General features: G+C 69.4%; 31 protein-coding genes. 24 read left to right on the top strand and 7 right to left on the bottom strand.

Annotated features, from left to right (window positions below; genetic code table 11):
• Positions 1-111 precede the first annotated feature (111 nt).
• Both VGD93_RS12665 and VGD93_RS12670 read left to right on the top strand, forming a co-directional pair.
• Positions 112-594: a hypothetical protein gene (locus VGD93_RS12665; protein ID WP_177208252.1), complete on the top strand. Its 483-nt coding sequence runs from the start codon at positions 112-114 to the stop codon at positions 592-594.
• Complete coding sequence (locus VGD93_RS12670; protein ID WP_028720220.1) at positions 591-815, top strand: DUF7220 family protein; 225 nt, start codon at positions 591-593, stop codon at positions 813-815. The genes VGD93_RS12665 and VGD93_RS12670 overlap by 4 nt, the downstream gene beginning before the upstream one ends.
• Before the next feature lie 53 nt (positions 816-868).
• Here the strand turns inward: VGD93_RS12670 and VGD93_RS12675 are convergent, their stop codons facing one another.
• A complete protein-coding gene (locus VGD93_RS12675; protein WP_395012533.1) occupies positions 869-1,441 on the bottom strand; it encodes a DUF3489 domain-containing protein in 573 nt (190 codons plus the stop codon).
• Between the two features lie 95 nt (positions 1,442-1,536).
• Positions 1,537-1,809 (bottom strand): hypothetical protein, encoded by a 273-nt coding sequence (locus VGD93_RS12680; RefSeq protein WP_028720222.1) that lies wholly within the window; start codon positions 1,807-1,809, stop codon positions 1,537-1,539.
• Between the two features lie 120 nt (positions 1,810-1,929).
• Between VGD93_RS12680 and VGD93_RS12685 the strand changes: the two genes are divergently transcribed.
• From VGD93_RS12685 to VGD93_RS12720, 8 genes are all read left to right on the top strand, one after another.
• Positions 1,930-2,517 carry a hypothetical protein gene (locus VGD93_RS12685; protein WP_395012534.1) on the top strand — a complete coding sequence of 196 codons (588 nt, stop codon included), beginning with the start codon at positions 1,930-1,932 and terminating at the stop codon, positions 2,515-2,517.
• On the top strand, positions 2,465-4,471 hold the full coding sequence (locus tag VGD93_RS12690) for a phage terminase large subunit family protein (RefSeq protein ID WP_395012535.1): 2,007 nt from the start codon (positions 2,465-2,467) through the stop codon (positions 4,469-4,471). Before VGD93_RS12685 ends, VGD93_RS12690 begins: the two co-directional genes overlap by 53 nt.
• Positions 4,472-4,473: 2 nt before the next feature.
• Positions 4,474-4,683: a phage head-tail joining protein gene (locus VGD93_RS12695; protein ID WP_395012536.1), complete on the top strand. Its 210-nt coding sequence runs from the start codon at positions 4,474-4,476 to the stop codon at positions 4,681-4,683.
• Complete coding sequence (locus VGD93_RS12700) at positions 4,683-6,251, top strand: phage portal protein (protein ID WP_395012537.1); 1,569 nt, start codon at positions 4,683-4,685, stop codon at positions 6,249-6,251. The genes VGD93_RS12695 and VGD93_RS12700 overlap by 1 nt, the downstream gene beginning before the upstream one ends.
• A 5-nt stretch (positions 6,252-6,256) precedes the next feature.
• Complete coding sequence (locus VGD93_RS12705) at positions 6,257-8,311, top strand: prohead protease/major capsid protein fusion protein (protein WP_062563542.1); 2,055 nt, start codon at positions 6,257-6,259, stop codon at positions 8,309-8,311.
• A gap of 74 nt (positions 8,312-8,385) precedes the next feature.
• Positions 8,386-8,721: a DUF2190 family protein gene (locus tag VGD93_RS12710; RefSeq protein WP_062563543.1), complete on the top strand. Its 336-nt coding sequence runs from the start codon at positions 8,386-8,388 to the stop codon at positions 8,719-8,721.
• Positions 8,721-9,032 (top strand): head-tail joining protein, encoded by a 312-nt coding sequence (locus VGD93_RS12715; protein WP_062563544.1) that lies wholly within the window; start codon positions 8,721-8,723, stop codon positions 9,030-9,032. The genes VGD93_RS12710 and VGD93_RS12715 overlap by 1 nt, the downstream gene beginning before the upstream one ends.
• Positions 9,029-9,658, top strand: a complete 630-nt coding sequence (locus VGD93_RS12720) for a DUF6441 family protein (RefSeq protein ID WP_062563545.1) — start codon at positions 9,029-9,031, stop codon at positions 9,656-9,658. The genes VGD93_RS12715 and VGD93_RS12720 overlap by 4 nt, the downstream gene beginning before the upstream one ends.
• 50 nt (positions 9,659-9,708) lie before the next feature.
• On the opposite strand, the gene merA is transcribed toward VGD93_RS12720, so the two are convergent.
• The 4 genes from merA to VGD93_RS12740 are packed head-to-tail and all read right to left on the bottom strand — an operon-like array spanning position 9,709 to position 12,089.
• A complete protein-coding gene (gene merA / locus VGD93_RS12725; protein WP_228189482.1) occupies positions 9,709-11,133 on the bottom strand; it encodes a mercury(II) reductase in 1,425 nt (474 codons plus the stop codon).
• A 4-nt stretch (positions 11,134-11,137) separates the two neighbouring features.
• Entirely contained in the window at positions 11,138-11,371 is a 234-nt protein-coding gene (merF, locus tag VGD93_RS12730; protein WP_123644184.1) for a mercury resistance system transport protein MerF, read from the bottom strand.
• 4 nt (positions 11,372-11,375) lie between these two features.
• Positions 11,376-11,681 (bottom strand): heavy-metal-associated domain-containing protein, encoded by a 306-nt coding sequence (locus tag VGD93_RS12735; RefSeq protein WP_062563548.1) that lies wholly within the window; start codon positions 11,679-11,681, stop codon positions 11,376-11,378.
• A gap of 18 nt (positions 11,682-11,699) precedes the next feature.
• Positions 11,700-12,089, bottom strand: a complete 390-nt coding sequence (locus VGD93_RS12740; RefSeq protein ID WP_062563549.1) for a mercuric transporter MerT family protein — start codon at positions 12,087-12,089, stop codon at positions 11,700-11,702.
• A gap of 76 nt (positions 12,090-12,165) precedes the next feature.
• On the opposite strand from VGD93_RS12740, the gene VGD93_RS12745 reads away from it, so the two are divergent.
• From VGD93_RS12745 to VGD93_RS12810, 14 genes are all read left to right on the top strand, one after another.
• Positions 12,166-12,591: a MerR family transcriptional regulator gene (locus VGD93_RS12745; protein WP_272833772.1), complete on the top strand. Its 426-nt coding sequence runs from the start codon at positions 12,166-12,168 to the stop codon at positions 12,589-12,591.
• Complete coding sequence (locus tag VGD93_RS12750) at positions 12,588-13,004, top strand: acyl-CoA transferase (RefSeq protein ID WP_083548833.1); 417 nt, start codon at positions 12,588-12,590, stop codon at positions 13,002-13,004. Before VGD93_RS12745 ends, VGD93_RS12750 begins: the two co-directional genes overlap by 4 nt.
• Before the next feature lie 24 nt (positions 13,005-13,028).
• Positions 13,029-13,970: a phage tail tube protein gene (locus tag VGD93_RS12755; protein ID WP_395012538.1), complete on the top strand. Its 942-nt coding sequence runs from the start codon at positions 13,029-13,031 to the stop codon at positions 13,968-13,970.
• Positions 13,970-14,407 carry a hypothetical protein gene (locus VGD93_RS12760; RefSeq protein ID WP_395012539.1) on the top strand — a complete coding sequence of 146 codons (438 nt, stop codon included), beginning with the start codon at positions 13,970-13,972 and terminating at the stop codon, positions 14,405-14,407. The genes VGD93_RS12755 and VGD93_RS12760 overlap by 1 nt, the downstream gene beginning before the upstream one ends.
• A 68-nt stretch (positions 14,408-14,475) precedes the next feature.
• A complete protein-coding gene (locus tag VGD93_RS12765; protein WP_419181863.1) occupies positions 14,476-14,634 on the top strand; it encodes a DUF7697 family protein in 159 nt (52 codons plus the stop codon).
• 43 nt (positions 14,635-14,677) lie between these two features.
• Complete coding sequence (locus tag VGD93_RS12770) at positions 14,678-17,044, top strand: phage tail tape measure C-terminal domain-containing protein (RefSeq protein ID WP_395012540.1); 2,367 nt, start codon at positions 14,678-14,680, stop codon at positions 17,042-17,044.
• Complete coding sequence (locus VGD93_RS12775) at positions 17,044-17,670, top strand: DUF2460 domain-containing protein (protein WP_083548837.1); 627 nt, start codon at positions 17,044-17,046, stop codon at positions 17,668-17,670. The genes VGD93_RS12770 and VGD93_RS12775 overlap by 1 nt, the downstream gene beginning before the upstream one ends.
• Positions 17,667-18,551 carry a DUF2163 domain-containing protein gene (locus VGD93_RS12780; RefSeq protein ID WP_395012541.1) on the top strand — a complete coding sequence of 295 codons (885 nt, stop codon included), beginning with the start codon at positions 17,667-17,669 and terminating at the stop codon, positions 18,549-18,551. The genes VGD93_RS12775 and VGD93_RS12780 overlap by 4 nt, the downstream gene beginning before the upstream one ends.
• Positions 18,548-18,994 carry an NlpC/P60 family protein gene (locus VGD93_RS12785; protein WP_093359544.1) on the top strand — a complete coding sequence of 149 codons (447 nt, stop codon included), beginning with the start codon at positions 18,548-18,550 and terminating at the stop codon, positions 18,992-18,994. The genes VGD93_RS12780 and VGD93_RS12785 overlap by 4 nt, the downstream gene beginning before the upstream one ends.
• 9 nt (positions 18,995-19,003) lie before the next feature.
• Entirely contained in the window at positions 19,004-22,969 is a 3,966-nt protein-coding gene (locus tag VGD93_RS12790) for a baseplate multidomain protein megatron (protein WP_422653330.1), read from the top strand.
• 10 nt (positions 22,970-22,979) lie between these two features.
• Positions 22,980-24,056 (top strand): DUF2793 domain-containing protein, encoded by a 1,077-nt coding sequence (locus VGD93_RS12795; RefSeq protein WP_395012543.1) that lies wholly within the window; start codon positions 22,980-22,982, stop codon positions 24,054-24,056.
• A gap of 19 nt (positions 24,057-24,075) precedes the next feature.
• Positions 24,076-24,363, top strand: a complete 288-nt coding sequence (locus tag VGD93_RS12800) for a DUF6127 family protein (RefSeq protein ID WP_036708271.1) — start codon at positions 24,076-24,078, stop codon at positions 24,361-24,363.
• A gap of 75 nt (positions 24,364-24,438) precedes the next feature.
• The gene (locus VGD93_RS12805; protein WP_395012544.1) at positions 24,439-25,113 is read left to right on the top strand and encodes a YcbK family protein; all 675 of its coding nucleotides are present in this window, start codon (positions 24,439-24,441) and stop codon (positions 25,111-25,113) included.
• Positions 25,114-25,121: 8 nt separating this feature from the next.
• Complete coding sequence (locus tag VGD93_RS12810) at positions 25,122-25,367, top strand: hypothetical protein (RefSeq protein WP_395012545.1); 246 nt, start codon at positions 25,122-25,124, stop codon at positions 25,365-25,367.
• 223 nt (positions 25,368-25,590) lie between these two features.
• Here the strand turns inward: VGD93_RS12810 and VGD93_RS12815 are convergent, their stop codons facing one another.
• Positions 25,591-26,412 (bottom strand): class II glutamine amidotransferase, encoded by an 822-nt coding sequence (locus VGD93_RS12815; protein WP_395012546.1) that lies wholly within the window; start codon positions 26,410-26,412, stop codon positions 25,591-25,593.
• Positions 26,413-26,465: the final 53 nt, after the last annotated feature.

Below are 26,465 nucleotides of genomic sequence, written 5' to 3' on the forward strand. Positions count from 1 at the left end.
AGTGGCGGGAACCGGACGGAACTGCTGCGGCTCTGGCCGACGCCAAGGGCCAGCGCCAACGAGAACAGGCAGACAATACCGACGCCGTCGCAGAAAGCGGGCCAGCACGGCATGAACCTGGCGACCACGGCTGCGATGTGGCCCACGCCGCAGACCGACAGTTTCCGCAGCCGGGGCGGCGAACGACGAGACGAGAAGGGTCTGGACCGCATGGCGCGGGACTGGCCGACGCCGATGGCGAACGACGGCTGCAAGCCGAGCGCGGGCAACCGCAAGACGGCCGATCTGACCCATGCGGTGGGATTGTGGATGACGCCGACGGCGCGGGATCACAAGGACGGGGCGACGACACTCGCGAACACGCCGGTGAACGGCCTGCTTGGCCGCCAGGTCCTGGTGACGCCGATGGCTGGGAGCGATACCTCCGAGCCGCGCCGGACCTTGAACCCGCTGTTCGTCGAGGCACTGATGGGTTGGCCCACCGGGTGGACCGGCTTCGCCTCTGTGGCAACGGCGTGGTCCCCTTGGTTGCGGCGCATGCGCTGCGAACTCTCGCGGCTGAACTGCTGGCCGATGGATGAGGCAGCGGCATGAAGCAGACCCGCCTCATGTCGCTGGTCGAGTCCGTCGCCAACGTGATCGTCGGCTACGGCGTCGCGGTCGTGACGCAGATCCTGATCTTCCCGATCTTCGGGCTGCACACGACGCTGGCGCAGAACCTGAAGATGGGCGCCATTTTCACCGTCGTCTCGATCGCCCGTTCCTTCGCCTTGCGGCGGGTGTTCGAGGCGATCCGGATGCGGAGCGCCAAATGATCGACCGCCGCCCCGTAGGGACGGCGGTCATCAGCTTGTCGGGGTCCGGCGCGTCAGGCGGCGGGGAGTTTGTACACGCGCCCCCGATCCTCGACCTTCTCCGAGGTCACCTCGAGCCCGAGCTTCTTCTTCAGCGCCCCCGCCATCGCGCCGCGCACCGTGTGCGACTGCCAGCCCGTCGCGGCCATGATCTCCTCGATGGTCGCGCCGTCCGGTGCGCGCAGCATGGCGATCAGCGTGGCCTGCTTGGTGCCCTCGCGCGGTGTGCGCGTCTTTGGCGCGGTTTCGGCTACGGTGGGGGTGTCCGGCGCGGCCTCCTCGGTAGGCGCGTCCGTCGCGCCCGCAGGCGCGGGGTTCGCGTCCTCGGTCTCGATCCCGATGGCGGCAGGGCGCCCGATCGGGGCGACCAGCGTGACGCCGTGGCCGTCTCCGGTCTCGCGCCACATAAGCTCGCCCTTGCGCGTGTCGGCGTCGACCTCCTGCAGGAAGTTCTTCGCGAGCATCGCGCCGACCACCTTGGCAGCGGCGCCGCCGCGCAGGCTCTCGGGCAGCGGCAGTGCGATGCGGTCCTCGCGCTGTGCGGCGGCGCTGAGGATGATGGCTTGGGTGTCAGAAAGCTTGGTCATGGGATCGTCTCCGTATTCGGGCCCGCGTCATGCGGCGCCTCCTACGACCCCGAGCCGCGCAGGGCGCGCGGCGGGAGTTCCGGCAGTGCCGGAGATCAGCGGGCGTGCTCGCCCTCGCCGAAGGCGCTGTCGGTGATGCGCTTCAGGAGGCTGGCGTAGTGTTCGAGGGTGCCGACATGGCCCCAGTTGATCTCGTCGGGGTGGGCGTTGAAGTGGTCGTCGCTCAGCGTCTGCAGCCGGGCGAGCATCTCGTCGATCTCGGCCTTCTTGCCGATGAAGGCCGCGAGCGCGGCTTCCTTATTCCGGCGCGCCTTCTCGGCGCGGAGTTCGTGGCGCGGGGTGGTGATCGGGTTCAGGCGCGTGGTCATCGTGATGGCTCCTTGGTGAGTTGCATCGTCCTTCTGAACGGACGTTCGCTCCGGTCGCGCTGCTTATCAACTCGATAAGAACATGATTTCGATAGATAATCGGAGCCGTCGATGCAGGGCATGAGCGAGCGCCAGTACGCCGCGCATGTCGGGCTGTCGCGGGGCGCGATCCAGAAGGCCAAGGCCGCCGAGCGGCTGGTCCTCTATCCCGACGGCAGCATCAACGCGGCCGCCAGCGACGCCAGACGTGCCGAGACGACCGACCCGTCCAAGACCCGCAAGCCGCCCACGCCGAAGCTGAAGCCCGTCCCCGAGGCGGCCGTGGCCGCTGTTGGCGACACGCTGCGTGAACAGGGGCTGGCAGTCCCGGCCGTCGGCGGCGGCACGACCTTCCTGCAGGCGAAGACCGCGAACGAGGTGCTCAAGGCGCAGGAGCGGCGCATCCGGCTCCAGAAGCTGAAGGGGGAGTTGATCGAGCGGGCCCGCGCGCTGGCGCTGGTGTTCCGGCTGGCGCGGGAGGAACGGGACGCGTGGGTGACCTGGCCTGCGCGCGCGGCGGCGCTGATGGCGGCCGAGCTCTCCGCGTCGTGCCGCGACGCGACAGGCCAGCAGATCACCGTGGAGCCAGCCGCGATGCAGAAGGTCCTGGAGAAACATGTACGCGCCCACCTCGACGAACTCGCCGAGGTCCGGCCCGACTTCAGGTGAGAGCGGCGATGGCCTGACGGACTTCGACGGCGCGGGCCAGATCCTGCGCGCCTGGGGCAACGGACTGCGACCCGACCCGGACCTGACCGTTTCGGAATGGGCGGACCGGCACCGGATGCTCTCGGGCCGCGCCTCGGCCGAGCCCGGGCGGTATCGCACGGTGCGCACGCCCTACATGCGCGAGATCATGGACCGGCTGTCGCCCGGCGATCCCACGCAGCGGGTCGTGTTCATGAAGGCCGCGCAGGTTGGCGCGACCGAGGCGGGGAACAACTGGATCGGCTTTGCGATCCACCAGGCGCCGGGGCCGATGCTGGCGGTCCAGCCGACGGTGGAACTGGCGAAACGCAACTCACGGCAGCGGATCGACCCGCTGATCGACGAGAGCCCCGAGTTGCGGGAGCGGGTGAAGCCCGCGCGATCCCGCGACGCGGGCAACACGATGCTGTCGAAGGAATTCGCGGGCGGCATCCTGATCATGACGGGTGCCAACTCGGCGGTCGGGCTGCGGTCCACCCCGGCGCGCTACATCTTCCTCGACGAGGTCGACGCCTATCCGGCCTCGGCCGACGAGGAAGGCGATCCGGTGACGCTGGCCGAGGCCAGGTCAATGACCTTCGCCCATCGGCGCAAGGTGTTCCTGGTCTCGACGCCCACCATCCGGGGGCTGTCGCGGATCGAGCGGGAATACGAGGCCAGCGACCAGCGCCGGTTCTTCGTGCCGTGCCCGCATTGCGGCGCGATGCAGTGGCTGAAGTTCGACCGGCTGCGCTGGGAGAAGGGCCGCCCGGAGACGGCCGAGTATCACTGCGAGGGCTGCGACGCGGCAATCGCGGAGCACCACAAGACGGCGATGCTGGAGGGTGGCGAATGGCGGGCGACTGCCACGGCTGCCGATCCGAGCACGGTCGGCTACCATCTCTCGGCGCTCTATTCGCCGATCGGCTGGCTGAGCTGGGAGCGGATCGTGCGGGCATGGGACGCAGCGCAAGGGTCTGACGAGGCGATCAAGGCATTCCGCAACACGATCCTCGGCGAGACCTGGGTCGAGACCGGGGAAGCGCCGGACTGGCAGCGGCTCTACGACCGCCGCGAGCGCTGGACATCCGGCACGGTGCCTGCGGGCGGGCTGTTCCTGACCGCCGGGGCCGACGTGCAGAAGGACCGGATCGAGGTCGATGTCTGGGCCTGGGGCCGTGGACTTGAGTCCTGGCTCGTCGATCACTTCGTGATCGAGGGTGGGCCCGACCGGCACGACGCCTGGTCGGAGCTGACCGCGCTGCTGGATCGGTCCTGGCCGCACGAACGCGGCGCGCATCTGCGCATCGCGCGGCTCGCCATCGACACCGGCTACGAGGCCCCGGCGGTCTATTCCTGGTCGCGGGCGCAGGGGTTTGGGCAGGTGTCGCCGGTGAAAGGCGTCGAGGGGTTCAACCGTTCGAGCCCGGTGTCGGGGCCGACCTTCGTCGACGCGACCGAGGGCGGGAAACGCCTGCGGCGCGGGGCGCGGCTCTGGACCGTGGCGGTGTCGACCTTCAAGGCCGAAACCTACCGCTTCCTGCGGCTGGCGCGGCCGACCGAGGAGGAGATGGCCGAGGGGGCGGCGTCTCCGCCCGGCTCGGTGCACCTGCCGCACTGGGTCGAGAACGAATGGCTGAAGCAGTTCGTGGCCGAGCAGCTGGTGACGGTGCGCACGAAGCGCGGCTTCGCCCGGCTGGAATGGCAGAAGCTGCGCGAGCGCAACGAGGCGCTGGATTGCCGGGTCTATGCCCGCGCCGCCGCCTGGATCGCGGGCGCGGACCGCTGGCCTGACGAGAAATGGCGCGACCTTGAGGATCAACTCGGGGCCGCCCCCACCGACACCGATCCCGCCGGGCAGATCAACCGGTCGGGACAGGCCCCGCAGGGCAAGCGCCGCTCCGACTGGCTCGGGCGGCGGGAAGGATGGTTTTGAACATGACCGACTGGACGGAAACCGAACTCTCGGCGCTGCGCCGGGCCTATGCCAGCGGCACGACACGCGTCAGCTATGACGGCAAGTCGGTGGACTATGGTTCGGCCGAGGACCTGCTCGCCCGCATCCGGACCATCGAGCGCGCCGTTGCGGGCACCACACGGCCGTTGCCGGTCGCCAGGTTCGCGGGCTTCTCGCGCGGGGATCGCTGATGTCGGCAAATTGGTTCGACAGGGCCATTGCCTCCGTTGCACCTCGGACCGCCGCCAGGCGGGTGCTGGCCCGCCAGGCCTTCGAGACCCTGACGCGGGGCTACGACGGGGCCGCGCGCGGGCGGCGGACGGAGGGCTGGCGTGCGCCGGGATCCTCGGCCGACACGGAGATCGGCGTGGCCGGTGCCCTGCTGCGCGACCGGATGCGCGATCTCGTGCGCAACAACCCGCATGCGGCCAAGGCCGTGGCGGTTCTGGTCAACAACATCATCGGCGCGGGCATCATGCCGCGCGCCGCCAGCGGCGACGACACGCTCGACCGAAGGGTCGATGCGCTCTTCGAGCGCTGGACGGCGGAGTGCGACGCCGACGGCCAGCTCGACTTCTACGGCCTGCAGACGCTGATCTGCCGCGAGATGGTCGAGGCGGGCGAGGTTCTGGTGCGCCGCCGTATGCGGCGGGCGAGCGACGGTCTACCGGTGCCGCTGCAATTGCAGGTGCTGGAAGCCGACTTCCTCGACGCCACGAAATCCGGCGCCCTCGGCGCGGGGCGACTGGTACAGGGGATCGAGTTCGACCCGGTCGGGAAGCGACGGGCCTATTGGCTTCATGCCGAACATCCCGGTGACGCCTATGGCGCATTGCAGAACGGGTTGCAGAGCCGCCCGGTGCCCGCGACCGAGATCGCCCATGTCTACGAGAAGCAGCGCACGCAGGCGCGCGGCGTTCCCTGGGGCGCGCCGGTGATCCGGTCCTTGCGCGATCTCGACGACTACGAGGTCGCCGAACTGGTCCGCAAGAAGACCGAGGCCTGCGTCACCGCCATCGTGTTCGGCGACGACGAGGCGCAGCAAGGCATCGCGCCCTCGGTCGTCGATGCCGACGGCAACCGGGTCGAGCAGTTCGAGCCGGGGCTGATCGCCTATGCGCGTGGTGGCAAGGACATCCGCTTCAACCAGCCGTCGGCCACCGGGGGCTACGGCGAATACAAGCGGGCGAGCCTGCACACGATCTCGGCCGGGTTCCGGGTGCCCTACGAGCTGCTGACCGGCGATCTCAGCCAGGTGAACTATTCCTCGATCCGGGCGGGGCTCGTCGAGTTCCGCCGCCAGATCGACGCCGTGCAATGGCAGCTGTTCATCCCGATGTTCTGCGCGCCGGTCTGGCGCTGGTTCACCGAGGCCGCGTGGGCGGCGGGGCTGATCCCGTCGCCGACCGTGCCGGTGGAATGGTCGCCGCCGAAGTTCGAGGCGGTCGATCCGCAGAAGGACGCAATGGCGAACCTGCTGTCGATCCGGTCCGGCACCATGACGCTGGCCGAGGTGATCGCCCGGCAGGGCCGCAACCCCGACGCCGTGCTGGCCGAGATCGCGGCGACCAACGCCAAGCTCGACGCGCTGGGGTTGGTCCTCGACAGCGACCCTCGCCGCGTCACCAAGACCGGCAGCGCACAATCCAAAGACGGGGCCAGCGATCCGGCGAACGATCCGGCCGCCGACGAACCAGACGCCGACGACCCGACCGCCGACGCGGATACAGACCCGGCGCAGGCCGACCAACAGGACTGACCTTCATGGACACGATGATCGAACTGCCGGCCATGCGCCGGTCGGCGGAGCTTGCGCCGAACACGGCCGATGCCGACAACCGCACCGTCGAGGTGGTCTGGTCGGCCGGGGCTCGCGTCCGCCGTGCCACCTTCTTCGGCGAGCCTTATGACGAGGAACTCAGCCTCGACCCGGCCCATGTCCGGCTCGACCGGCTGAACGCGGGCGCGCCGTTCCTGAAGGTGCACGAGCTCGACACGCTCGACGCGGTGATCGGCTCGGTCGTGCCGGGCTCGGCCCGGATCGAGAACGGTCGCGGCATCGCCTTGGTCCGGATCAGCGAGCGTGCCGATGTCGAGCCGATCTGGCGCGACATCCAGGCGGGGCACATCCGCGCCGTCTCCATCGGCTACCAGGTCCACCGGTTTGATATCTCGAAGCCTGATGGCGCCCGCGAGCTCTGGCGCGCGGTGGACTGGACGCCCTTCGAGGTCTCCGCCGTCGCGGTCGGAGCCGACCCAGCAGCGGGCTTCCGCGCCCAGCACCCCCTTCACGACTGCGTCCTCCACCGCCGGGACGCCCCTTCCACCACGAAAGGACCGATCCCGATGACGGACACGACCCAGACCCCGGCGAGCGACGCCGCAACCCCCGCCAACACCCAGCCGACCGCGCCGGTCGAAACCGAGGACACCCCCATGACCGAGCCGAAACCGGCTGCGCCCGACCCGAAGGTCGCGGCCAGCGAGACGCGCAGCCAGAAGACGCAGGTAACTCCCGCGCCCGATACCGAAGTGGTCGCCACCCGCGCCCGCGAGGCCGAGCGCGACCGCGTCTCCACCATTTACGATCTGGCCGGGCGGCTGAACCTCGAGCGCGGCTTCGCCGAGGATCTGGTCAAGCGCGGCGTCAGCATCGACGAGTCCCGCCGACTGATCCTCGACCAGGTCGCCGCGAAATCCGACGAGACCCGGAACTTCCCCCATGTCTCCGTCCCGCTCGGCGGCCGAGACGAGTGCATCACCCGCCGTGACGCGGTGGCGAACGCACTGCTGCACCGCTACAGCCCAACGCTGTTCCAGCTCGAGGACGCCGCGCGCCAGTATCGCGGCATGACGCTGCTGGAGCTCGCCCGCGAAAGCCTCGGCAATGCCGGGGTCAACACGCGCGGCCTGTCGCGTGACGAGGTGGCGACGCGCGCGCTGCACTCGACCTCGGACTTCCCCGAGATCCTGTCGGCCGTCACCAACAAGACGCTGCGGCAGGCCTACGAGGCCTATCCCCGCACCTTCATGCTGTTCTGTCGCCAGGTGCTGGCGACCGACTTCAAGGCGATGCATCGCGTCCAGCTCGGCGAAGCCCCGCAGCTGCTCGAGGTCGGCGAAAGCGGCGAGTTCAAGCGCGGCACGCTGGGCGAGAGCAAGGAGAGCTACAAGGTCAAGACCTATGGCCGGGTGGTCGCCATCACCCGTCAGACGCTGATCAACGACGATCTCGACGCCTTCACCCGCATCCCGGCGATGTACGGCAACTCCATCGCCCAGCTGGAGTCGGACGTGGTCTGGGGCATCATCACCGCCAACCCGGCGATGGCCGACGGCAATGCGCTCTTCCACACCACCCACAAGAACCTGGCAGGCACCGGCGCGGCGCTCGATGTCAGCAGCGTCGGAGCGGCGCGCGCGGCGATGGCCAAGCAGACCGGCCTCGACAAGAAGACGGTGCTGAACGTCCGGCCTGCCTTCCTGATCGTGCCGGCCTCACTGGAACTGAAAGCCGAACAGCTGGTGGCCCAGAACCTCGTGCCCGCCGCGACGTCCAGCGTGGTGCCGCAGTCGATCAGGACGCTGGCGCCGATCAGCGAGCCCCGGCTCGACGCCGCCAGCGAGACCGCCTGGTATCTGGCGGCCAGCCCGAACCAGATCGACACCATCGAGTACGCCTATCTCGAGGGCCAGCAGGGCGCCTATATCGAGACGCGCAACGGCTTCGACGTCGACGGGGTCGAGATCAAGTGCCGCCTCGACTTCGGAGCCAAGGCCATCGACTGGCGCGGCCTCTACAAGAACCCGGGCGCGTAAGGCGCGCTTCCTGAACCCTGACACACGGGCGGTCCTGACGGGCCGCCCTTCGTCTTTCCACGAGGATCCCCATCATGAAAACCTACGTCCAGCCCGGCAACACCATCACCCTGACCGCGCCCTATGCCGTCGCCTCCGGCGATGGCCTGCTCGTCGGCTCCATCTTCGGCATCGCCGCGGGTGCCGCCGCCATTGGCGAGCCCGTCGAGACCGCGCTCGTCGGCGTGTTCGACATCACCAAGGTCGGCTCCCAGGCGTGGACGGTTGGCGCCAAGGTCTATTGGGACGACACCAACAAGCGCACCACGACCGTCGCGACCGACAACACCCTCATCGGCGCGGCCGTCGAGGCGGTGGCGAGCGGCGCCGGCGACACCATCGGCCGGGTGCGCCTGAACGCGACGTTCTGATGTCGGCCTTCGCCGCCGCCATCGGCGCGCTCTTCGCCGATCCGAACATCGGCCGGGACGCGGTCTACATCGCCGACGGCGGTACACCCGTGCTGGTGCGTGCCGTCGCCCGTCGCGCCGACGCGGTCACCGACTTCGGCGACGCGCGGCTCTGGTCCGAAACCACCCGGATCGACCTGCGCGTGGCCGAGGTGGCGAACCCGCGTCCCGGCGACCGCATCGAGATCGACGGCGACGCCTTCCTCATACAGGGCGAGCCGGTCCGCGACCGCGAGCGGCTGGTCTGGACCGTCGACCTGAGGCCCGCGTGAAACTGAAGCTCGACATCGATCCCGACATCGTCGCGATGATGGCGGCCGAGGTCGCGGCGGGTGAACGGGCCGTCACCGCCGCCATTCGCGAGGCCGGGACTGGGCTGAAGACGGCGTGGCGGTTGCAGATCACCGGCGCGGGGCTTGGTACACGGCTCGCCAACTCGATCCGGAGCCAGAACTTCCCGAGGTCGGGCGAGAGCCTTGAGGCTGCGGCGCTGGTCTGGTCGAAGGCGCCGGTAATCGTCGGTGCGCATGACACCGGGCCGCTGATCCGATCGAAGAACGGGTTCTGGCTGGCGATCCCGCTGCCCGCGGCGGGCAAATCCCTGCGCGGCGGCCGGATCACCCCCGGTGAATGGGAGCGGCGACGCGGCCTCCGCCTGCGTTTCGTCTATCGCCGGACGGGCCCCAGCCTGCTGGTCGCCGAGGGGCGGCTGAACACGAAAGGCCAGGCGGTGGTGTCGCGGTCGAAGACCGGGCGCGGAAAGGTCACTGCGCCGATCTTCCTGCTGGTGCCGCAGGTCAAGCTGCCGAAGCGGCTGGATCTGGCGCGGGATGCAGACCGGGCGTTGGACAGCGTGCCGGGGCTGATCGTGGCGAACTGGGTGGGGGGTAGGTTGTGATCGCATCGATGCGCAATCTTGCTCGGCAGCCACGAAACCGACGGCTCGGGTTACCCCGCGCAGCACGACAGCTTCGCGACATCCTTGTCGAAGGTCTGCGCGGCGAGCTTCAGCCCCTCTACCGTGGTCAGATAGGGGAAGATCGTCTCGCCGAGCGCCTTTGTCGTCATGCCGAACTTGAGCGCCATGGCGAGCGTCTGGACACTGTCGGCTCCCTCCGGCGCCATGATCACGCCGCCCAGGAGGCGGTCGGTCGCCCGGTCCGCGACGAGCTTGATCAGGCCGCGCGTGTCGCGGGCGGCGAGCGCGCGGGGCACGTTGTCGAGCGTCAGCACACTGGTCTTGACGTCATGACCCGCGGCGCGCGCCTGCGCCTCGGTCAGCCCGACGCCGGCGACCTGCGGATCGGTGAACACCACCCACGGCATCGCGGCGTTGTCGTAGCGCTCCGCCCCGCCCAGAACGGCGTTGCGGGACGCGAGCTTGGCGCCATAGGCGGCCATGTAGACGAACTGGTCGCGGTCGGTCACATCGCCCGCCGCGAAGATGCCGGCCTTCGTGGTCTGCATGTCGTCGCCCACCCGGATCGCGCCACGCGCGTCGGTCTCGACGCCCATCTCCGCGAGGCCCAGCCCCTCGGTGTTGGCTGCGCGTCCCGTCGTCAGGACGAGGCGGTCGGCCGTCAGATCGCGGTCTGCGCCGTCCACCGTCACCGTCAGGACCGCACGGGCCCCGTCGCGCCGTGCGGCGTCGTAGGTCGCGCCATCGACAACCGCGACGCCCTCGGCGCGCAGCGTCTCCGTCAGCGCCCGGGACACCTCCGGCTCTGTGCGCGGCAGCAGGCGCGAGCGGCAGACAATGGTGACGCGGGTGCCCATCCGCGCCATCATCTGCGCCAGCTCCACGCCGATGTAGCCGCCGCCGAGGAAGATCAGGCTTTCGGGCAACCGGTCCAGCTCCAGCAGCGACGTGCTGTCGAGCGTTGGTGCGTCCTGGATCCCAGGGATGTCGGGCACGGCGGGTCGGCCACCGGTCGCGACGATCACCTTGGGAGCCGTGATCCTGCGCCCGCCGACCTCGACCCCGCCGAGGACGAGACGCGCCGGACCCTCGTCGAGATAGGTCACACCGCCGTAGCCCGGCAGCAGATCGGCGTACTTCTTCTGGCGCAGTGTCGCGACAAGATCGTCCTTGGCCGCAATCAGCGCCGACCAGTCGGCGACCTGCGCCTCGCTGTTCAGGCCCGGGAACCGATGTGCTGTCTGCGCACCGTGCAGGGCTTCCGCGGCCCGGATCATCGTCTTGGAGGGCACACAGCCCACGTTCACGCAGGTCCCGCCGATGGTGCCATGGCCGATCAGCGCGACGCGCTTGCCTCCCTCGGCGGCGGTGATCGCGGCGGAGAACCCGGCCGATCCGGCGCCGATCACGGCAAGGTCGAAATCGCCCTTGGGCGCGCAGCAATCGTCTTTCATCAAGTCATCCATCCGTTCGAGTGGTCTGGCGCCGCTGCCGTCTCCAGACCGCGTACACGGTCAGCGCGACGAAAAAGGCGAGCGCGGGCAGCAGAACGTAGTCGAGCCAACCCAGCCAGGCCGACAGGCCCACGGCACCCAGAAGCACCACCAGCACCGGAGTGAAGCAGCAGAGCGCCGCGATGACGGTGCCGACGATCCCTGTCGCGATCAGCTTGCGGTCGGACTGCTCGGTCATCTCGTCAGCCCGCGACACGCGCCGGGTAGCCTGCATTGGCCGACGCGGTCGCGATGGCGTCGGCGCTCGTCGCGGCGGTGTCGAAGATCACCGTGGCGGTGCGGGCATCGAAGTCGATCTCGACGGCGCGCACGCCCGCGACGCCCTCCATCGCACGCTTCACGGTGACTGGGCAGAGCGCGCAGGTCATGTTGTCCACCGCGAAGGTGACGGTCTGCTCGGCGGCGACGGTCTGCGCGGCAACAGGGATGGCGGTGATCGGCACAACGGCGGTCAGGCCGAACAAGGCGAGTGCAAGGATCTTCTTCATGTGGATGTCCTTTCGGGGTCAGTAGAGAAGCGGGGCCCACCAGTCGATGGTGAGGGCTGCGAGAACGAGGATCAGGGAGGCCCAGAGAGCCGACTTGGTGATGCGCGCCGATGCTGGCCTTGCGCAGTAGGAACCGGGTTCGCAGACGGTTGGCTTGCGGAAATAGACCTGCCAGAAACCCGCCGCGATGAAGCCGAGCGCGATCACGGCGAAGATCGGCTTGTAAGGCTCCAGAGCCGTCAGGTTGCCGATCCAGGCGCCCGAGATGCCGAGAGTCAGAAGCACCAGCGGCCCGATGCAGCAGGCCGAGGCGAGAAAGGCGCCCACCACACCGCCCGCCGCGAGCCAGCCCTTTCGGGCGGGGCGATCCGCGCCCGTGCTGTCCGTTCTGTCGTCTGTCAGCGCCATGTCGCGCACCTCTCGTCTGTGATTGACGATGGGTGTAGGGTCTGTAGCAACTACAGGCTCAAGAGGAAACTTGCCCATGACCGATCACGAGCGCGAGAGCGGCTTCACACGCGGCGACCTGGCCCGGGCGACCGGCTGCAACATCGAGACGATCCGCTATTACGAGAAGACCGGCCTGCTGCCCGACCCGCCCCGCACGGACGCCGGCTACCGGGTCTATTCCGCCGCACACGCCACACGCCTCCGCTTCATCCTGCGCGCCCGCGAACTCGGGTTCTCGATGGAGGACATCCGCGGGCTGATGGGGCTCGGCGACGGCGCCGCGCCGACCTGCGCCGAGGTCAAGGAACGGACGGAGCGGCACCTTGCCGATGTCCGCGCGAGGATCGCGGATCTTCGGCGTATCGAATCCGTCCTCGCTACAACTGCATCCAGGTGTTCGGGCGCCGAAGTCCCCGATTGTCCGGTGCTCGAAGCGATTTCCAACTCGGCCGACCCATGACACCTCGCGAAACCATCCTCGTCGCGCTGCACGCGCGGCTCTCGGCGCTGCCCGCCACCGCTCTGCGCGGGGACGTGCTGCCCGAGCGCATGCCGGTCGAGGGCCTGATGATCCTGCGCGATGGCGAACCAGGTGCGCCCGAAGTCACGCTGTCGCCGCTGCGCTATCACTACCAGCACCGAGCCGAGATCGAGGCGGTCGTTCAGGGTGCCGATCGCGACGCCGCCTTTGACACGCTGACCGCCAGCATCGGCGCAGCGCTCGCCGCCGACCGGACGCTGGGCGGGTTCTGCGACTGGGTCGAGGCCGAAGCCCCGCGCCCGGTCGATCTGCCGGTCGAGGGCGCGGCGAGTCTGAAGGCCGCCGTTATCCCGGTCGTGCTGCACTATTCCACGGCCGACCCGCTGGCCTGACCCAACCGACCACAGGAGACGAACATGGCACGAGCCCAAGGGGCGCGAGCGCTGATGGCGCTTGCGTTCGAGACGACCTATGGAACGCCGCCCGTCAGCGGCTTCACCCGCATGCCCTTCGCCAGCACGTCGCTCGGCGCGGAGCAGCCGCTGCTGAATTCGGAGCTTCTCGGCTACGGCCGCGATCCGCTAGCGCCGATCAAGGACGCCGTGACGGCCGACGGCGACGTCGTCGTGCCGCTGGACGCCGAGGCGTTCGGCTTCTGGCTGAAGGCAGCCTTCGGCGCGCCCACGACCACGGGCGCGGAGGCCCCGTACAGCCACGAATTTCAGTCGGGGTCCTGGACGCTGCCCTCGATGTCGATCGAGACCGGCATGCCGGAAGTGCCGCGCTATGCGATGTATTCCGGCTGTGTGCTCGACCAGATCACCTGGCAGATGCAGCGCTCGGGCCTGCTGACTGCCACGGCGCGGCTGGTAGCGCAGGGCGAGACGGTCGGCACCACGACGAGTGCGGGCACACCGGCGGCGCTGGAGCTGAAGCGTTTCGGCCATTTCAACGGGGCGATCACCCGCAACGGCTCGGCGCTCGGTAACGTGGTCTCGGCCGAGATCACCTATGCCAACAACCTCGACCGGATCGAGACCATCCGCTCGGACGGGCGCATCGATGGCGCGGATCCATCCATTGCCGCGCTGACGGGCCGGATCGAGGTGCGCTTCGCCGACCAGACGCTGGTGACGCAGGCCATCAACGGCGAGGCCTGCGAGATGGAATTCGCCTACGTCCTGCCCTCGGGCGAGAGCTTCACCTTCACCGTGCATGCCGTCTTCCTGCCGCGCCCACGGATCGAGATCTCCGGGCCGCAGGGCGTGCAGGCCACCTTCGACTGGCAGGCGGCGCGCGACAGCGTCGTCGGCCGGATGTGCACCGCGACTCTCGTGAATGATGTGGAGACATATTGATGCTGACGCTCGACCTGACCAATACCCCGCGCTGGCATGACCTCGCCCCCGGCGTCCGGGTGCAGCTGCGCCCGCTGACGACCGCCCTGATGGTCGCGACGCGCAGCGACCCCGCCGTCGAGGCGGTGCCCGAGGACGCCTCGGACGAGGAGCGCGCCGTCGCTTTCGCCAAAGCGCTGGCGCGGCGGGCGGTGCTCGCCTGGGAGGGCATCGGCGACGCCGACGGCAAGCCCATCGACCCGAGCCCCCAGGCCATCGACGCGCTGCTCGACGTCTGGCCGATCTTCGAGGCTTTCCAGCTGACCTATGTCTCGAAGGGTCTGCTGCTGGAACAGGAAAAAAACGCCTCCGCGCTCTCGCCGAATGGTCCTTCGGCGGGGGCGATCGCTACTGCCAAGCCTGCGCGCAAGCGTGCGAAGACTGCCCGACGCGCCTGAACCGGCCGCTTACCCATGAGGGCTGGCAGGTCTGGGATCTCGTCGGCCGCCTCGGCGGTCAGTTGCGCGTGCTGCCCGGCGCGGTGGTCGGCTGGGACCTGTCCGCGGCCCTCGCTCTGGGAAATGCGCTCGGCGTCCCGCCCGCTGCTGCGGGTGAACTCTTGCCCGTCATCGAAGCGGTGATGGTGGCCAAGCTCAACGAAAAGATGGATCATTCCCATGGCTGAGAAGAGGGTCAGCGTCCGCCTCGCGGCCGTGGGCGGACGGCAGGTGCGCGCCGAACTCGAAGGCGTGGGCGAGGCCGGGTCGCGCGGCTTCGGACGGCTGAGCCGGGAGATGGAAGCCGCGAACGCCCGGCTCGCGGCCTTCTCGCGGCGGGTGCGGGTCGCGGCTGCCGCTGCCGTGGCCGCCGCAGCCGCTGCTGGCGTGGCGATGATCCGGTCCAGCCTGCAGACGGTCGATGCGCAGGCGAAGCTGGCGCAGTCGCTCGGCACCACCGTCGCCTCGATCCAGACGCTGGAGCGCGCGGGCGATCTGGCGGGCGTCTCCATGTCCGGCATCGAGCAGGCCACCAAGGATCTGACGCGCCGTCTCAGTCAGGCGGCCGCCGGGACCGGCCCTGCTGCCGACGCGCTCGACCGGCTGGGGCTTTCAGCAAATGAGCTGATCGCCTTGCCGCTGGACCAGCGCGTGGGCGCGATCAACGCGGCGATCGAGAGCTTCGTGCCTGCCGCCGAGCGCGCGGCGGTCGCGGGCCAGCTCTTCGGCGAGGAAGGCTCCATCGCGATGAGCCGGATCGACACCGCGACGCTGCGCCAGGCGACAGAGGACGTCCTCGCCTTCGGGGTTGTCGTCTCCGAGCAGGACGCCGACCAGATCGAGCGGACGAACGACGCCATCTCGCGGCTCGGGTTGGTCTGGCGCGGGCTCTCGAACCAGTTGGCGGTCGCAGCGGCACCTGCGCTGGAAGCCGTCGCCGATGCCATGGCGGCGGTGGCCAGCCGCACCGGGCCGCTCGGCATCGCGATCCGCGGTCTCTTGGACAACATCGGCCGCCTGACCACCTATGCCGCCACCTTCGCGGCGTTCCTCGCGGGACGTTGGGTCGCCGGCATGGCGGCTGCGGCGCTCTCGGTCCGGGGCCTCGCCACGGCGCTCGTTGTCCTGCGCGGGGCGCTGATCCGCACCGGCATCGGCGCGCTGATCGTCGGCGCGGGCGAGCTCGTCTACCAGTTCACCCGGCTCGTCTCCGGCGCCGGCGGTTTCGGAGAAGCGATGTCGCTCCTGAAGGACCTCGCGGTCGAGGTCTGGGAACGCATCAGTATGGGCGCGGCGGCGGCGGGCGCGGCCGCCACGGCGATGTTCTTCGACCTGAAGGCGGATGCCGCATCGGGCATGCAGAGCGCCATCGAGAGCGTGGTGGGCTTCGGCAACACGGCCGCGAACACCTTCGAAGGCGCCTACGAGGCGATCAAGGCGATCTGGGGCCTGCTGCCCGCCGCCATCGGCGATCTCGCGTTCCAGGCGGCCAACAGCCTGGTCGATGGCGTCGAGGCGATGCTGAACGGGGTGGTCTCGCGGATCAACGGCTTTATCGGCGGCATCAACCAGGGGCTCGAAGCGCTCGGGTCGGAGCGGCGCATATCGCTGGTTCCGGACCTCGACCTCGGCGAGATCGAGAACCGCTTCGAGGGAGCGGCGACTGCCGCAACCACGGCAGCTCAGGCGGCCTTCGATCGGGCCTTCGAGGACAATCCGCTCTCCGCGCCCGATCTCGGTCTGACCGAGGCGGCGAACAGGGCGCTCGAGTCCGCCAACCTTTACCGCGGCGCGGCGCGCGACCTGGCGGAGGGGGCCCGTGCGCCCCTCGAAAGCTGGCAGGCGCTGCGCGATGCCGTACGCGGCACCGACGAGGACGGCGCCGACGCACTGGCCGAGACCACCGCTGCGGCGGAGCGCCTGGAGACGTCCCTCGGCGACGCCGGGCGCGCCGCAACAGATGCAGGTGTGGCGGCCGGAGCTGCTGCTGCGGTAGCGGAGCCCGCGACCGACGCGGCCGTCACCGGCTGGCGGGCGGTCACCGCCGCGCTCTCCGACTACGCCAGCAAGGCCCGCGAGATCGGTGGCGACATCGGCCAGAGCCTCGTCGGCGCCTTCCAGTCGGCCGAGAACGCGGTGGGCCAGTTCGTGAAGACCGGCAAGCTCGACTTCCGCGATCTGGTGACGTCGCTGCTGGCCGATCTCGCCCAACTGGCGGCGCGGCGGTTCATCCTCGGGCCGATCGCCAATGCGCTCTCCGGCGTCTTCTCCGGGGCGGGCGGCATCTTCGCCAACGTCCTGCATGCGGGCGGGATGGTCGGATCGGCTGGACCCTCGCGGATGGTCCCGGCCATGGCCTTCGCCGCCGCGCCGCGGATGCATGGTGGCGGCATGGCCGGGCTTCGTCACGACGAGGTGCCCGCGATCCTGCAGCGCGGGGAACGCGTGCTGTCGCGGCGGGAGGCACAGAGCTACGGCGCGGGCGGCGGGGTCAACGTGACCATCATGGCCCGCGACGCCGAGAGCTTCCGGCAATCGCGAACGCAGGTCGCCGCGGATATCGCCCGCGCCGTGTCGCTCGGTCGGAGGGGCATGTGATGGCGTTTCACGAGGTCCGGTTTCCCGACAACATCAGCCGAGGTGCGCGGGGCGGACCGGAGCGGCGCACGCAGATCGTCGAGCTCGCCTCGGGCGACGAGGAGCGCAACGCCAGCTGGGCCAATTCGCGCCGCCGCTACGATGTCGCCTATGGCATCCGCCGCGCCGACGATCTGGCCGCCGTCGTCGCCTTCTTCGAGGCGCGCAATGGCCGCCTGCATGGCTTCCGGTTCAAGGACTGGGGTGACCACAAGTCCTGCCTGCCTTCGGGCACGCCGTCGCCCACCGATCAGTCTATCGGCACGGGCGACGGCGCGACGACCGCCTTCCAGCTGGTCAAGCGCTACGCCTCGGGTGCGCAATCCTGGACGCGCGCCGTCGCGAAGCCGGTGACCGGAACCGCGCGCATCGCGCTCGGCGGGGTCGAGCAGCCTTCCGGCTGGTCGGTCGACACCGCCACCGGCGTCGTCACCTTCAGCACCGCGCCGGGCGCTGGCGCCGCCATCACCGCGGGCTTCGAGTTCGACGTGCCGGTCCGTTTCGACACCGACGCGCTCGACGTGACGCTCGACCTCGAGCGGCTCGGCTCGATCACCTCCATCCCGCTTCTGGAACTGCGCCGATGAAGTCCCTCGACCCCGACCTGCAGGCCCATCTCGACGAGGGAACGACGACGCTCGCCTGGTGCTGGCGGATCGTGCGCGCCGACGGCACGAGTTTCGGCTTCACCGACCACGATCGGACGCTCAGCTTCGAGGGGACGGATTTCGAGCCCGAGAGCGGGCTGACGGCCTCCGAGGTCCGTTCCGGCTCGGACCTCTCGGTCGATGCGCAGGACGCCGAGGGCGTGCTGACCTCGGACCGGATTACCGAGACCGACATCCTCGACGGCCGCTGGGACAACGCGGAGGTCGAGGTCTGGCGCGTGAACTGGGCCGAAACCGGCCAGCGGGTGCTGATGCGGCGCGGCGCCATCGGTCAGATCCGGCGCGGGCGGCTTGCCTTCGTCGCCGAGGTCCGCTCGCTCGCCCATGTGCTCGGCCAGACGGTCGGGCGGACCTTCCAGGCGACCTGCGACGCTGCGCTCGGCGACGCGCGCTGCGGCGTCGATCTGGAGGACCTGGCATACAAGGGCACGGGCGCTGTCCTTGATCTTCTGCGCGACCGCGCCTTCACCGCTTCGGGCCTCGGCGGCTTCGCCTCCGGCTGGTTCACCTTCGGGACCATCGAATGGACCAGTGGCTCCAACGCGGGGCGTCGGGCCGAGGTTCTCGGCCATGATGTGACGGACGGCATCGCCGTGCTGACCCTTCTCGAGGCGCCGGTGCGCGAGATCTCCGAGGGCAATGCCTTCACCATCCGTGCGGGCTGCGATAAGCGGATCGAGACCTGCGGCGCCAGGTTCGCCAACACGGCCAACTTCCGGGGGTTCCCGCACATCCCCGGCCAGGATGCCGTGCTGCGCTACGCCACCAAGGATGGCGGCCACGAGGGAGGCGTGCTGTGACGCAACCTCTCGCATCGGCCGACCCCGCGCGTGTCGTCGCCGTCGCACGCTCCTGGCTCGGCACGCCGTACCACGACCAGGCCAGCCTGCGCGGCGTCGGTTGCGATTGCCTCGGGCTCGCGCGGGGGGTCTGGCGCGACGTGGTGGGGCCGGAGCCGTTCCCGATTCTGCCTTACAGCCGCGACTGGGGCGAGACCGGCCCGCGCGAGGTTCTGGCCGAAGGCGCGCGGCGCATGATGATCGAGGTGTCGCCTGCCGAGGCCGGTCCCGGCGCGCTGGTCCTCTTCTGCATGAGGCCCCGCGCCATCGCCAAGCATGTCGGGATCCTCACCGGTCCTGCCACCTTCCTCCACGCCTATGAGCGGCTCGGCGTGATCGAGGAACCGCTCACCAATGCCTGGCGGCGGCGCATCGCCTTCGCCTTCCTCTTCCCGCAACGCTGAGACCCCGACATGGCAACGCTTGTTCTCGGTGCAGCCGGCGCCGCCATCGGCGGTTCGATCGGCGGGGCGATCCTCGGCGTGAGCGCCGCGACCATCGGCGGCTTCATCGGCTCGAGCATCGGCTCGGTCGTCGACAGCTGGATCATCTCGTCGCTGGCGCCGACCCAGCGCATCGAGGGCGCGCGGCTCGACACGCTGCGCATCACCTCGGCCACCGAGGGCGCGGTGATCCCGCGGCTCTATGGCCGGATGCGGATGGGCGGCAACATCATCTGGGCGACCGATTTCCGCGAGGAGACGAAGACCACGACGCAGGGCGGCGGCAAGGGCGGCGGGGGCGGCAAGGTCAAGACCACCGAGTATCTGTACTACGCCAGCTTCGCGGTGGCCTTGTGTGAAGGCCCGATCACCGGCATTGGCCGGATCTGGGCCGACGGCAAGCCGATGGACCTCTCCGGCGTCACCTGGCGCTGGTATCCCGGCGACGAGGCGCAGTCGGCCGATCCGTTCATTGCGGCGAAGATGGAGGCGGCCAACACGCCCGCCTATCGCGGCACCGCCTATGTCGTCTTCGAGGAACTGGCGCTTTCGACCTACGGCAACCGCCTGCCGCAGCTGTCCTTCGAAGTCTTCCGGCCGCTCGCCGATCCCGACACCGCCGAGGGGCTGACCCGCGCCGTCACCATGATCCCGGCCTCGGGCGAGTTCACATATGCCACGCAGGCCATCCGCAAGACCGATGGCGGCGCGACGATGCCCGAGAACCTGAACGCGCTGGCCGACTCCACCGACATGGTGGAGGCGCTCGACCGGCTGCAAGCGATGGCGCCTGCGGTCGAGAGCGTCAGCCTCGTCGTGGCCTGGTTCGGCGACGACCTGCGCGCGGGCTCCTGCAAGGTGCGGCCGGGCGTCGAGGTCTCGGCCAAGTCGACCACGCCCGCCAGTTGGTCGGTGAACGGCGTGAGCCGTGCCAACGCCTTCCTGGTCAGCCGCGACGACCAGGACCGCCCGGTCTATGGCGGCACGCCGTCCGACTTCGCCGTGGTGCAGGCGATCCAGGAGATGAAGGCGCGCGGGCTGCGCGTGACATTCTACCCATTCATCCTGATGGACGTGCCGCCCGGCAACACCCTGCCGAACCCCTATTCCGACAACGCCGCCGAGACCGGCCAGCCCGCTTTCCCCTGGCGGGGCCGGATCACCTGTTCTCCAGCGGCAGGCTACGCGGGATCGGTCGACAAGACTGCCACGGCCGCAAGCCAGGTCGCGGCGCTGTTTGGCGCGGCGACACCTGCGAGCTTCAGCGTGGCGGGTCAATCGGTTTCGTGGACAGGCACGCCCGGCGACTGGGGCCTGCGCCGCATGGTGCTGCACTATGCCCATCTCTGCGCGGCGGCGGGCGGGGTCGATGCCTTCCTGATCGGCACCGAGATGCCGGGGCTGACGACGGTCCGCTCGGGCGCGGCCACCTATCCGGCGGTGCAGGGCTATCGGGACCTCCTTGCCGATGTGCGGTCCATTCTCGGGGCCGGGACGAAGATCGGCTACGCCGCCGACTGGTCGGAATACTTCGGGCACCAGCCGGGCGACGGCTCGGGCGACGTGTTCTTCCACCTCGATCCGCTCTGGGCGGACCCGGAGATCGATTTCGTCGGCATCGACAATTACATGCCGCTGTCGGACTGGCGCGACGGGTTCGAGCACGCGGATGCGCAGGCGGGCTGGCCTGCGATCTACGACCGGGCCTATCTGCAGGGGAACATTGCGGGCGGGGAAGGCTTCGACTGGTTCTATGCCAGTGCGGCTGATCGGGTGGCACAGGTGCGCACCCCGATCAGCGATGGCGCGGCGGGCAAGCCATGGGTTTTCCGCTACAAGGATCTTCGCGCCTGGTGGTCGAACGCGCATTACGACCGCCCGGGCGGGGTGGAGAGCGGCACGCTGACGGCGTGGGCGCCGGAGTCGAAGCCGATCTGGTTCACCGAGCTCGGCTGTCCCGCCATCGACCGGGGCACGAACCAGCCGAACGTCTTCTTCGACCCGAAGTCGTCCGAGAGCTTCACGCCGCATTTCTCGCGGGGCTGGCGCGACGACGCGATCCAGCGCGCCTATCTCGAGGCGACGTACCTCTGGTGGGGCGTCCCGGCGAACAACCCGGTGTCATCGGTCTACGGCGGCCGGATGGTGCATGTGCCGGAATGCGCCGCCTGGACCTGGGACGCGCGGCCGTACCCGTTCTTTCCGGCGCTGACCGATGTCTGGACGGACGGGGCGAACTGGCGGCTGGGGCACTGGCTGACCGGACGGCTTGGCGCGGTGTCGCTGGCGGCGCTCGTGCGGCACCTCTGCCTGCGCGCCGGGCTGCCCGAGTCCCGGATCGACGTCACCGGCCTCTGGGGCGCGGTCGAAGGCTACGCCATCACGGCGCTGGAAAGCCCACGCGCCTCGATCACAACGCTGTCGCGGCATTTCGGCTTCGACGCCGTCGAGACAGAGGGGGGGATCCGCTTTGTCATGCGCGGCCGGGCCTCCGTCGCCACCCTCGCGCCCGACGATCTGGTGGCCACCCGCGAGGGCGATGTGCTGGAACTGACGCGCGGCCAGGAGACCGAACTGCCGCAGGCCCTGAAATGGCAGGTCGCCCGCGCCGACGAGGATTACGACGCGGCCCTCGTCGAGGCCCGGCGCATCACCGTGGACACGACCCGGATCGCGTCCGAGTCCTTTCCAATGGCGGTGCCGCCCGAGGAGGCCGAGAGGCGCTGCCGCCGCGCGCTGATGGAGGCGTGGGTGGGCCGCGAGACGGCGGCGTTCCGTTTGCCACCCTCGCGCCTCGCGTTCGATCCGGCCGATGCGATCCGGCTCGCGCATGACGGGCGTCTGGTCGATCTGCGGCTCGTCTCCATCGCCGACGCGGCAGCGCGCGGCATCGAGGCGGTGCGGCAGGACCGTGCGACTTACGATCTGCCGCCCGGCGATCCCCGCGCGGCGTCGCTGACGCGGGCCGTGGTGTTCGGCGCGCCGGACGCGGTGCTGATGGACCTGCCGCAGCTGACCGAGGACCAGCCCGCGCATCGACCGTTTGTCGCGGCGCACGCTCTTCCCTGGCCGGGCGAGATGGCGGTGTTCCGCAGCCCCTCGACGGACGGGTTCGAGTTGCTGACCACGTTCGGCAGCCGCGCCCGGATCGGAGCGCTGGTCTCGGACTTCTATCCGGGCCCCACCTCACGCTTCGACCACGGCAATGCGCTTGTGGTCGATCTGCTCACCGGCACGCTGGAGAGCGTCACCGACCTGACGCTGTTGGGCGGCGCCAATGCGCTGGCTATCGAGAGCGCGCCCGGCACCTGGGAGATCGTGCAGGCGGGCGCGGCCGAGCTGCTGGCGCCGGGTCGATACCGGCTGACCCGGCTCCTGCGCGGCCAGCGCGGCACCGAGGGCGCGATGGGCAATCCGGCGCCCGCTGGCGCTCTTGTCGTGGTGCTGGACGCGTCGCTGGCGTCCCTGCCGATTGCCGAGGCCGATCTCGGATTGCCGTGGAACTGGCGCATCGGTCCGGCGAGCCGCCCCGTCAGCGACGAGACCTATGTGGCGCAATCCTTCACGCCCGCGGGCGTCGGGCTGCGGCCGTTCTCCGGCGCCCATGTCGAGCAGCCGTGGCGCAGGCCGCGCACGCCCGGCGATCTGACGATCCGCTGGACGCGCCGGTCCCGAGCTCTCGCGGCCGACAGCTGGGGCGGGCTAGAAGTGCCGCTCGGAGAAGAGCTCGAAGCCTACGAGGTCGAGATCCTTGATGGCGCGACCGTTAAGCGGGTGCTGAGCACCGCCACCACCAGCGCGGTCTACACCGCCGTAGACCAGACCGCCGATTGGGGCGCGCCGCTCGGCCCCGGTGACACGCTCGACAGCCGCATCTACCAGCTCTCCGCCCTCGTCGGGCGGGGCGCGCCCAAGACCCTCACGCTGATACTCTGAAGGCCATCCCATGTCCGACGCCACGACCCATCTCCTGCTGCCCTACATCCTGGCGGCGCAGGCCCAGAAGCACGTCACCCACAACGAGGCGCTGCGGCTGCTCGACGGGCTCGTGCAGCTCTCCGTGCTCGACCGCGATCTGACAGCGCCGCCCGGCAGTCCCGCCGATGGCGATCGCTACATCGTCGCCTCGGGCGCGACGGGCGAATGGTCCGGATGGGACCTGAACGTCGCGCTCTGGACCGATGGCGCCTGGCTGCGACTTCCCCCGCGGATCGGCTGGCGCGCATGGGTCGAGGACGAGGGCCTGCTGCTGGTCTACGATGGCGCGGGCTGGCTCGGGACCACACCGGCGGCGCTGCAGAACATGGCGCTCCTCGGGGTTGGCACCACGGCGGATGCATCGAACCCGTTCTCGGCCAAGCTCAACGCCGCGCTCTGGACGGCGAGGACCGTGGCCGAGGGCGGCACCGGCGACCTGTTCTACACCATGAACAAGGAGGCGGCCGGCGACGATCTCGGTTTGACCCTCCAGACCGGCTTCGTGACCAAGGCGCTGGTGGGGCTGTTCGGGTCGGACCGCTTCCGGCTCGCGGTCTCCGCCGACGGCAGCACCTTCTTCGACGGGCTGAGCGTCGACAACGCCACCGGCATTGTCGATCAGCCCCGGCTGCCGCGGTTCAAGGCTTACACGAACTACGACAACTACGTCGGCGTCGGCACCTGGACCAAGATCGGCCTTAACAACACCGACTACAACGATCAGGGCGCCTTCGACGCCGTGAACAACCACTTCGTCGCCCCCGTGGACGGCACCTACCTCTTCGGCGCGACTCTGCTGTACAAGATCAACGCCAGCGCCACCGCCCGCATGCGCGGGCGGCTCGTCCTGAACGGCACGACCGAAATCCGCGGCTCCCTCGGCGAAATCTCCGCCACCCATGTCTCGCTTGCCACTGCCATCTGGCTGCAGACCCTGGTCCCGCTGACTGCGGGCGATACCGTCGAGCTGCAGGGGTATTTCCGGGTCGCGGACGGCTATTTCGCCGCCGATCACACGTCCTTCTGGGGCTGCAAGATCGGCTGAGCGGCGGAGGGAGGAACCGATGAACCCACCCCGATCCGAGGGCTTCGTGCGCATGCCCGACGCCGAGTTCGAGGCGATCCTGACGCGCGCCGCCGAGGAAGGCGCGAAGCGCGCGCTCGCCGATGTCGGCCTCGATGGCGACGAGGCCGCCCTCGACATCCGCGATCTGCGCTCGCTGGTGGATTGCATCCGGCTGGTGCGCCGCACCGCGATGCAGACCGCCGTCCGCATGATCACCACCGGCGTCATGCTGGCGCTGCTCGCTGGCATCGCGATCAAGCTCAAGATCTTCGGCGGCAGCCCATAGCCGCGCCCCATACCCTTTCATCAACCCGCAATGACCCGCCCTCGATGCGGGTTTTTTCGTTTCCGGAGGATCCCCATGACCACGACTTTCCACCGCCACTGGCGCTACGTGCCTGAGGAGATCTGGCGCTGGCCTAACTTCTCCCCAGCCGAGATCGCCTGCCGGGGCACTGGAAAGCTGCTGATCAACGAACCCGCGCTCGACAAGCTGCAGGCTCTGCGCGACCGGCTTGGCAAGCCGCTGATCGTTCGCTCGGCCTATCGCAGCCCCGAGCACAACCGCGCCGTCGGCGGCGCGACCCGGTCGAAACACCTCGACGGCGCCGCATTCGACATCGCAATGGCGAACCACGACCCGTTAGCCTTCGAGGCGGCGGCGCGCGAGGTCGGGTTCCTCGGCTTCGGCTTCTATCCGCGCTCGGGATTCATGCATGTCGATCTGGGCCCGGCACGGCAGTGGGGTGAGCGGTTCCCGGTCCGGGCGACTGCATTTGCAACCGAGACCTCGCCCGCTCGCGAAGTGTTGGCGGACAGCCGCACCATGAAAGGCGGCGGCGCGGCCGGAGTTGCGACACTGGGCGCGGCAGGCGTCGAGGTGGCGCAGAGCGTCCTGGCCGAGACCCAATCCGCCATCCTGCCGCTCGTGCCGTATCTCGACACGCTGCGGTGGGTGTTCATCGCCGTGGCTCTCGGCGGGATCGCGGTCACGATCTACGCGCGGATCGACGACTGGAAGCGGGGGCGGCGGTGATTGCTGGTTTGCTCACCGGGTTCGCCGCCAGCCCGTGGGTGCGGTCGGCGCTGCGCTACGGCGCCATCATCCTCGCCGTGCTCCTGTTCCTGCTCGCGCTTCGGCGTTCCGGCGAGCGAGCTGGACGCCTCGCTGAACGCCTTCAGACGACGGAGAAAGCCAATGATGTCCAACGCCGGATGCTGGAGGCGGCCGCTCGCCGTCCTCGCGATCGCGACGATCTTGCTGAGCGGCTGCGCGACGGTCGGTTCTGAGACGGGCAGGCCTGTGACCTGTCCTCCGGTCGTGGAGTACGGTCGTGAGGTCGAGGCCCGCGCGGCCGAGGAACTTGGGATGCAGAGAGAGGGGTCCGCCATCGCTGAAATGCTCGCAGACTACAGCGTCATGCGGGAGCAGGCGCGCGCGTGCAGGTAGCCCGTTCTTGCACATAGGGTCTGGGAAGGATCGGAAACATCCGGGCCGCCCCACTCGCAGCCTTTATGCATTGCGGCCGCCGCGCCTCCCCGCGATCCGCCCCGCCTGAAAAACGATGACCTCGCCTTCTGCCATGGGCTGCCAAGGCTCAGCGCTCAGGGGAACGCTGGCCACCAGAGCTATCGCCTGACCTGTTGCGATCACGGACAGTCCATTGGCGACAACGGTGGCACCTGTCGGTGGGCAATCGCGCTCGAAGAACACAAGACCGGGGGCCGCAACCAGCCCAGAAACTTGCGACTTGCGCCGGTCGCCATGGGTGAACAGCGCGTCGCCGTCCGAATAGAGAAAGTTCGCCGGGCCCAGGCGGCGCAGTTCCGCTGCGAAGGCGGTGACGATATCCAGCCGATCCTCAAGCGGCGGGATTGCACCCGGCTCGACCCAGATTTCCCCCAGCCGTTCGAGCAGGGCACAAAAGGCCTGCTCCGAATCCGTTTCGCCCACGGGTGAAAAGCGGCGTGACCGGAAATCGGTGGTCCCGAAAATGCCGGGCAGCCAGCCATTATGCGCAAAGCTATGCATTCGACCGGCCATCTCGCGGAGAAAGGGCTGCGCATTGCGATAGGAGGGCCCGCCCATCGTGGCCTTGCGAATATGCGCCATGACGATGTGGCTGCGCAGATCGTGACGGGCGACAAACTGTAGCCAGTCGCTGTCATTGGCGGGCCCCGCGTCCTTGATCAGCCGGACATCGGCGCCGTCATAGTAGGCTATACCCCAACCGTCGCGGATCGAGCTTGGAGGTCCACCATGTTCTGCCAAACGCTCGAGCGAGAGGCTCAGCGTGGCGGGCAGATTGCTGGATAGCCCGAGAAGCTCACACATTGCCTGCCCCCTCCCGCAGAGACCGAGACGAAGGCCCGACCTTGTCCGCACAT

Origin of the sequence: Devosia sp., assembly GCF_036406155.1 — a bacterium.
Classification (GTDB): Bacteria; Pseudomonadota; Alphaproteobacteria; order Rhizobiales; family Devosiaceae; genus Devosia_A.

Bases quoted from the DNA above. Each gene is read 5' to 3' on its own strand.
- VGD93_RS12800 (WP_036708271.1), top strand. From the start codon at position 24,076: ATGAACCCACCCCGATCCGAGGGCTTCGTGCGCATGCCCGACGCCGAG.
- VGD93_RS12790 (WP_422653330.1), top strand. From the start codon at position 19,004: ATGGCAACGCTTGTTCTCGGTGCAGCCGGCGCCGCCATCGGCGGTTCG.
- VGD93_RS12740 (WP_062563549.1), bottom strand. From the start codon at position 12,089: ATGGCGCTGACAGACGACAGAACGGACAGCACGGGCGCGGATCGCCCC.
- VGD93_RS12735 (WP_062563548.1), bottom strand. From the start codon at position 11,681: ATGAAGAAGATCCTTGCACTCGCCTTGTTCGGCCTGACCGCCGTTGTG.
- VGD93_RS12760 (WP_395012539.1), top strand. From the start codon at position 13,970: ATGCTGACGCTCGACCTGACCAATACCCCGCGCTGGCATGACCTCGCC.
- VGD93_RS12700 (WP_395012537.1), top strand. From the start codon at position 4,683: ATGTCGGCAAATTGGTTCGACAGGGCCATTGCCTCCGTTGCACCTCGG.
- VGD93_RS12710 (WP_062563543.1), top strand. From the start codon at position 8,386: ATGAAAACCTACGTCCAGCCCGGCAACACCATCACCCTGACCGCGCCC.
- VGD93_RS12780 (WP_395012541.1), top strand. From the start codon at position 17,667: ATGAAGTCCCTCGACCCCGACCTGCAGGCCCATCTCGACGAGGGAACG.
- VGD93_RS12755 (WP_395012538.1), top strand. From the start codon at position 13,029: ATGGCACGAGCCCAAGGGGCGCGAGCGCTGATGGCGCTTGCGTTCGAG.
- VGD93_RS12805 (WP_395012544.1), top strand. From the start codon at position 24,439: ATGACCACGACTTTCCACCGCCACTGGCGCTACGTGCCTGAGGAGATC.
- VGD93_RS12775 (WP_083548837.1), top strand. From the start codon at position 17,044: ATGGCGTTTCACGAGGTCCGGTTTCCCGACAACATCAGCCGAGGTGCG.
- VGD93_RS12665 (WP_177208252.1), top strand. From the start codon at position 112: ATGAACCTGGCGACCACGGCTGCGATGTGGCCCACGCCGCAGACCGAC.
- VGD93_RS12695 (WP_395012536.1), top strand. From the start codon at position 4,474: ATGACCGACTGGACGGAAACCGAACTCTCGGCGCTGCGCCGGGCCTAT.
- VGD93_RS12685 (WP_395012534.1), top strand. From the start codon at position 1,930: ATGAGCGAGCGCCAGTACGCCGCGCATGTCGGGCTGTCGCGGGGCGCG.
- VGD93_RS12745 (WP_272833772.1), top strand. From the start codon at position 12,166: ATGACCGATCACGAGCGCGAGAGCGGCTTCACACGCGGCGACCTGGCC.
- VGD93_RS12750 (WP_083548833.1), top strand. From the start codon at position 12,588: ATGACACCTCGCGAAACCATCCTCGTCGCGCTGCACGCGCGGCTCTCG.
- VGD93_RS12715 (WP_062563544.1), top strand. From the start codon at position 8,721: ATGTCGGCCTTCGCCGCCGCCATCGGCGCGCTCTTCGCCGATCCGAAC.
- VGD93_RS12795 (WP_395012543.1), top strand. From the start codon at position 22,980: ATGTCCGACGCCACGACCCATCTCCTGCTGCCCTACATCCTGGCGGCG.
- merA (WP_228189482.1), bottom strand. From the start codon at position 11,133: ATGAAAGACGATTGCTGCGCGCCCAAGGGCGATTTCGACCTTGCCGTG.
- VGD93_RS12675 (WP_395012533.1), bottom strand. From the start codon at position 1,441: ATGACCAAGCTTTCTGACACCCAAGCCATCATCCTCAGCGCCGCCGCA.
- VGD93_RS12705 (WP_062563542.1), top strand. From the start codon at position 6,257: ATGGACACGATGATCGAACTGCCGGCCATGCGCCGGTCGGCGGAGCTT.
- VGD93_RS12815 (WP_395012546.1), bottom strand. From the start codon at position 26,412: ATGTGTGAGCTTCTCGGGCTATCCAGCAATCTGCCCGCCACGCTGAGC.
- VGD93_RS12680 (WP_028720222.1), bottom strand. From the start codon at position 1,809: ATGACCACGCGCCTGAACCCGATCACCACCCCGCGCCACGAACTCCGC.
- VGD93_RS12690 (WP_395012535.1), top strand. From the start codon at position 2,465: ATGTACGCGCCCACCTCGACGAACTCGCCGAGGTCCGGCCCGACTTCA.
- VGD93_RS12670 (WP_028720220.1), top strand. From the start codon at position 591: ATGAAGCAGACCCGCCTCATGTCGCTGGTCGAGTCCGTCGCCAACGTG.
- merF (WP_123644184.1), bottom strand. From the start codon at position 11,371: ATGACCGAGCAGTCCGACCGCAAGCTGATCGCGACAGGGATCGTCGGC.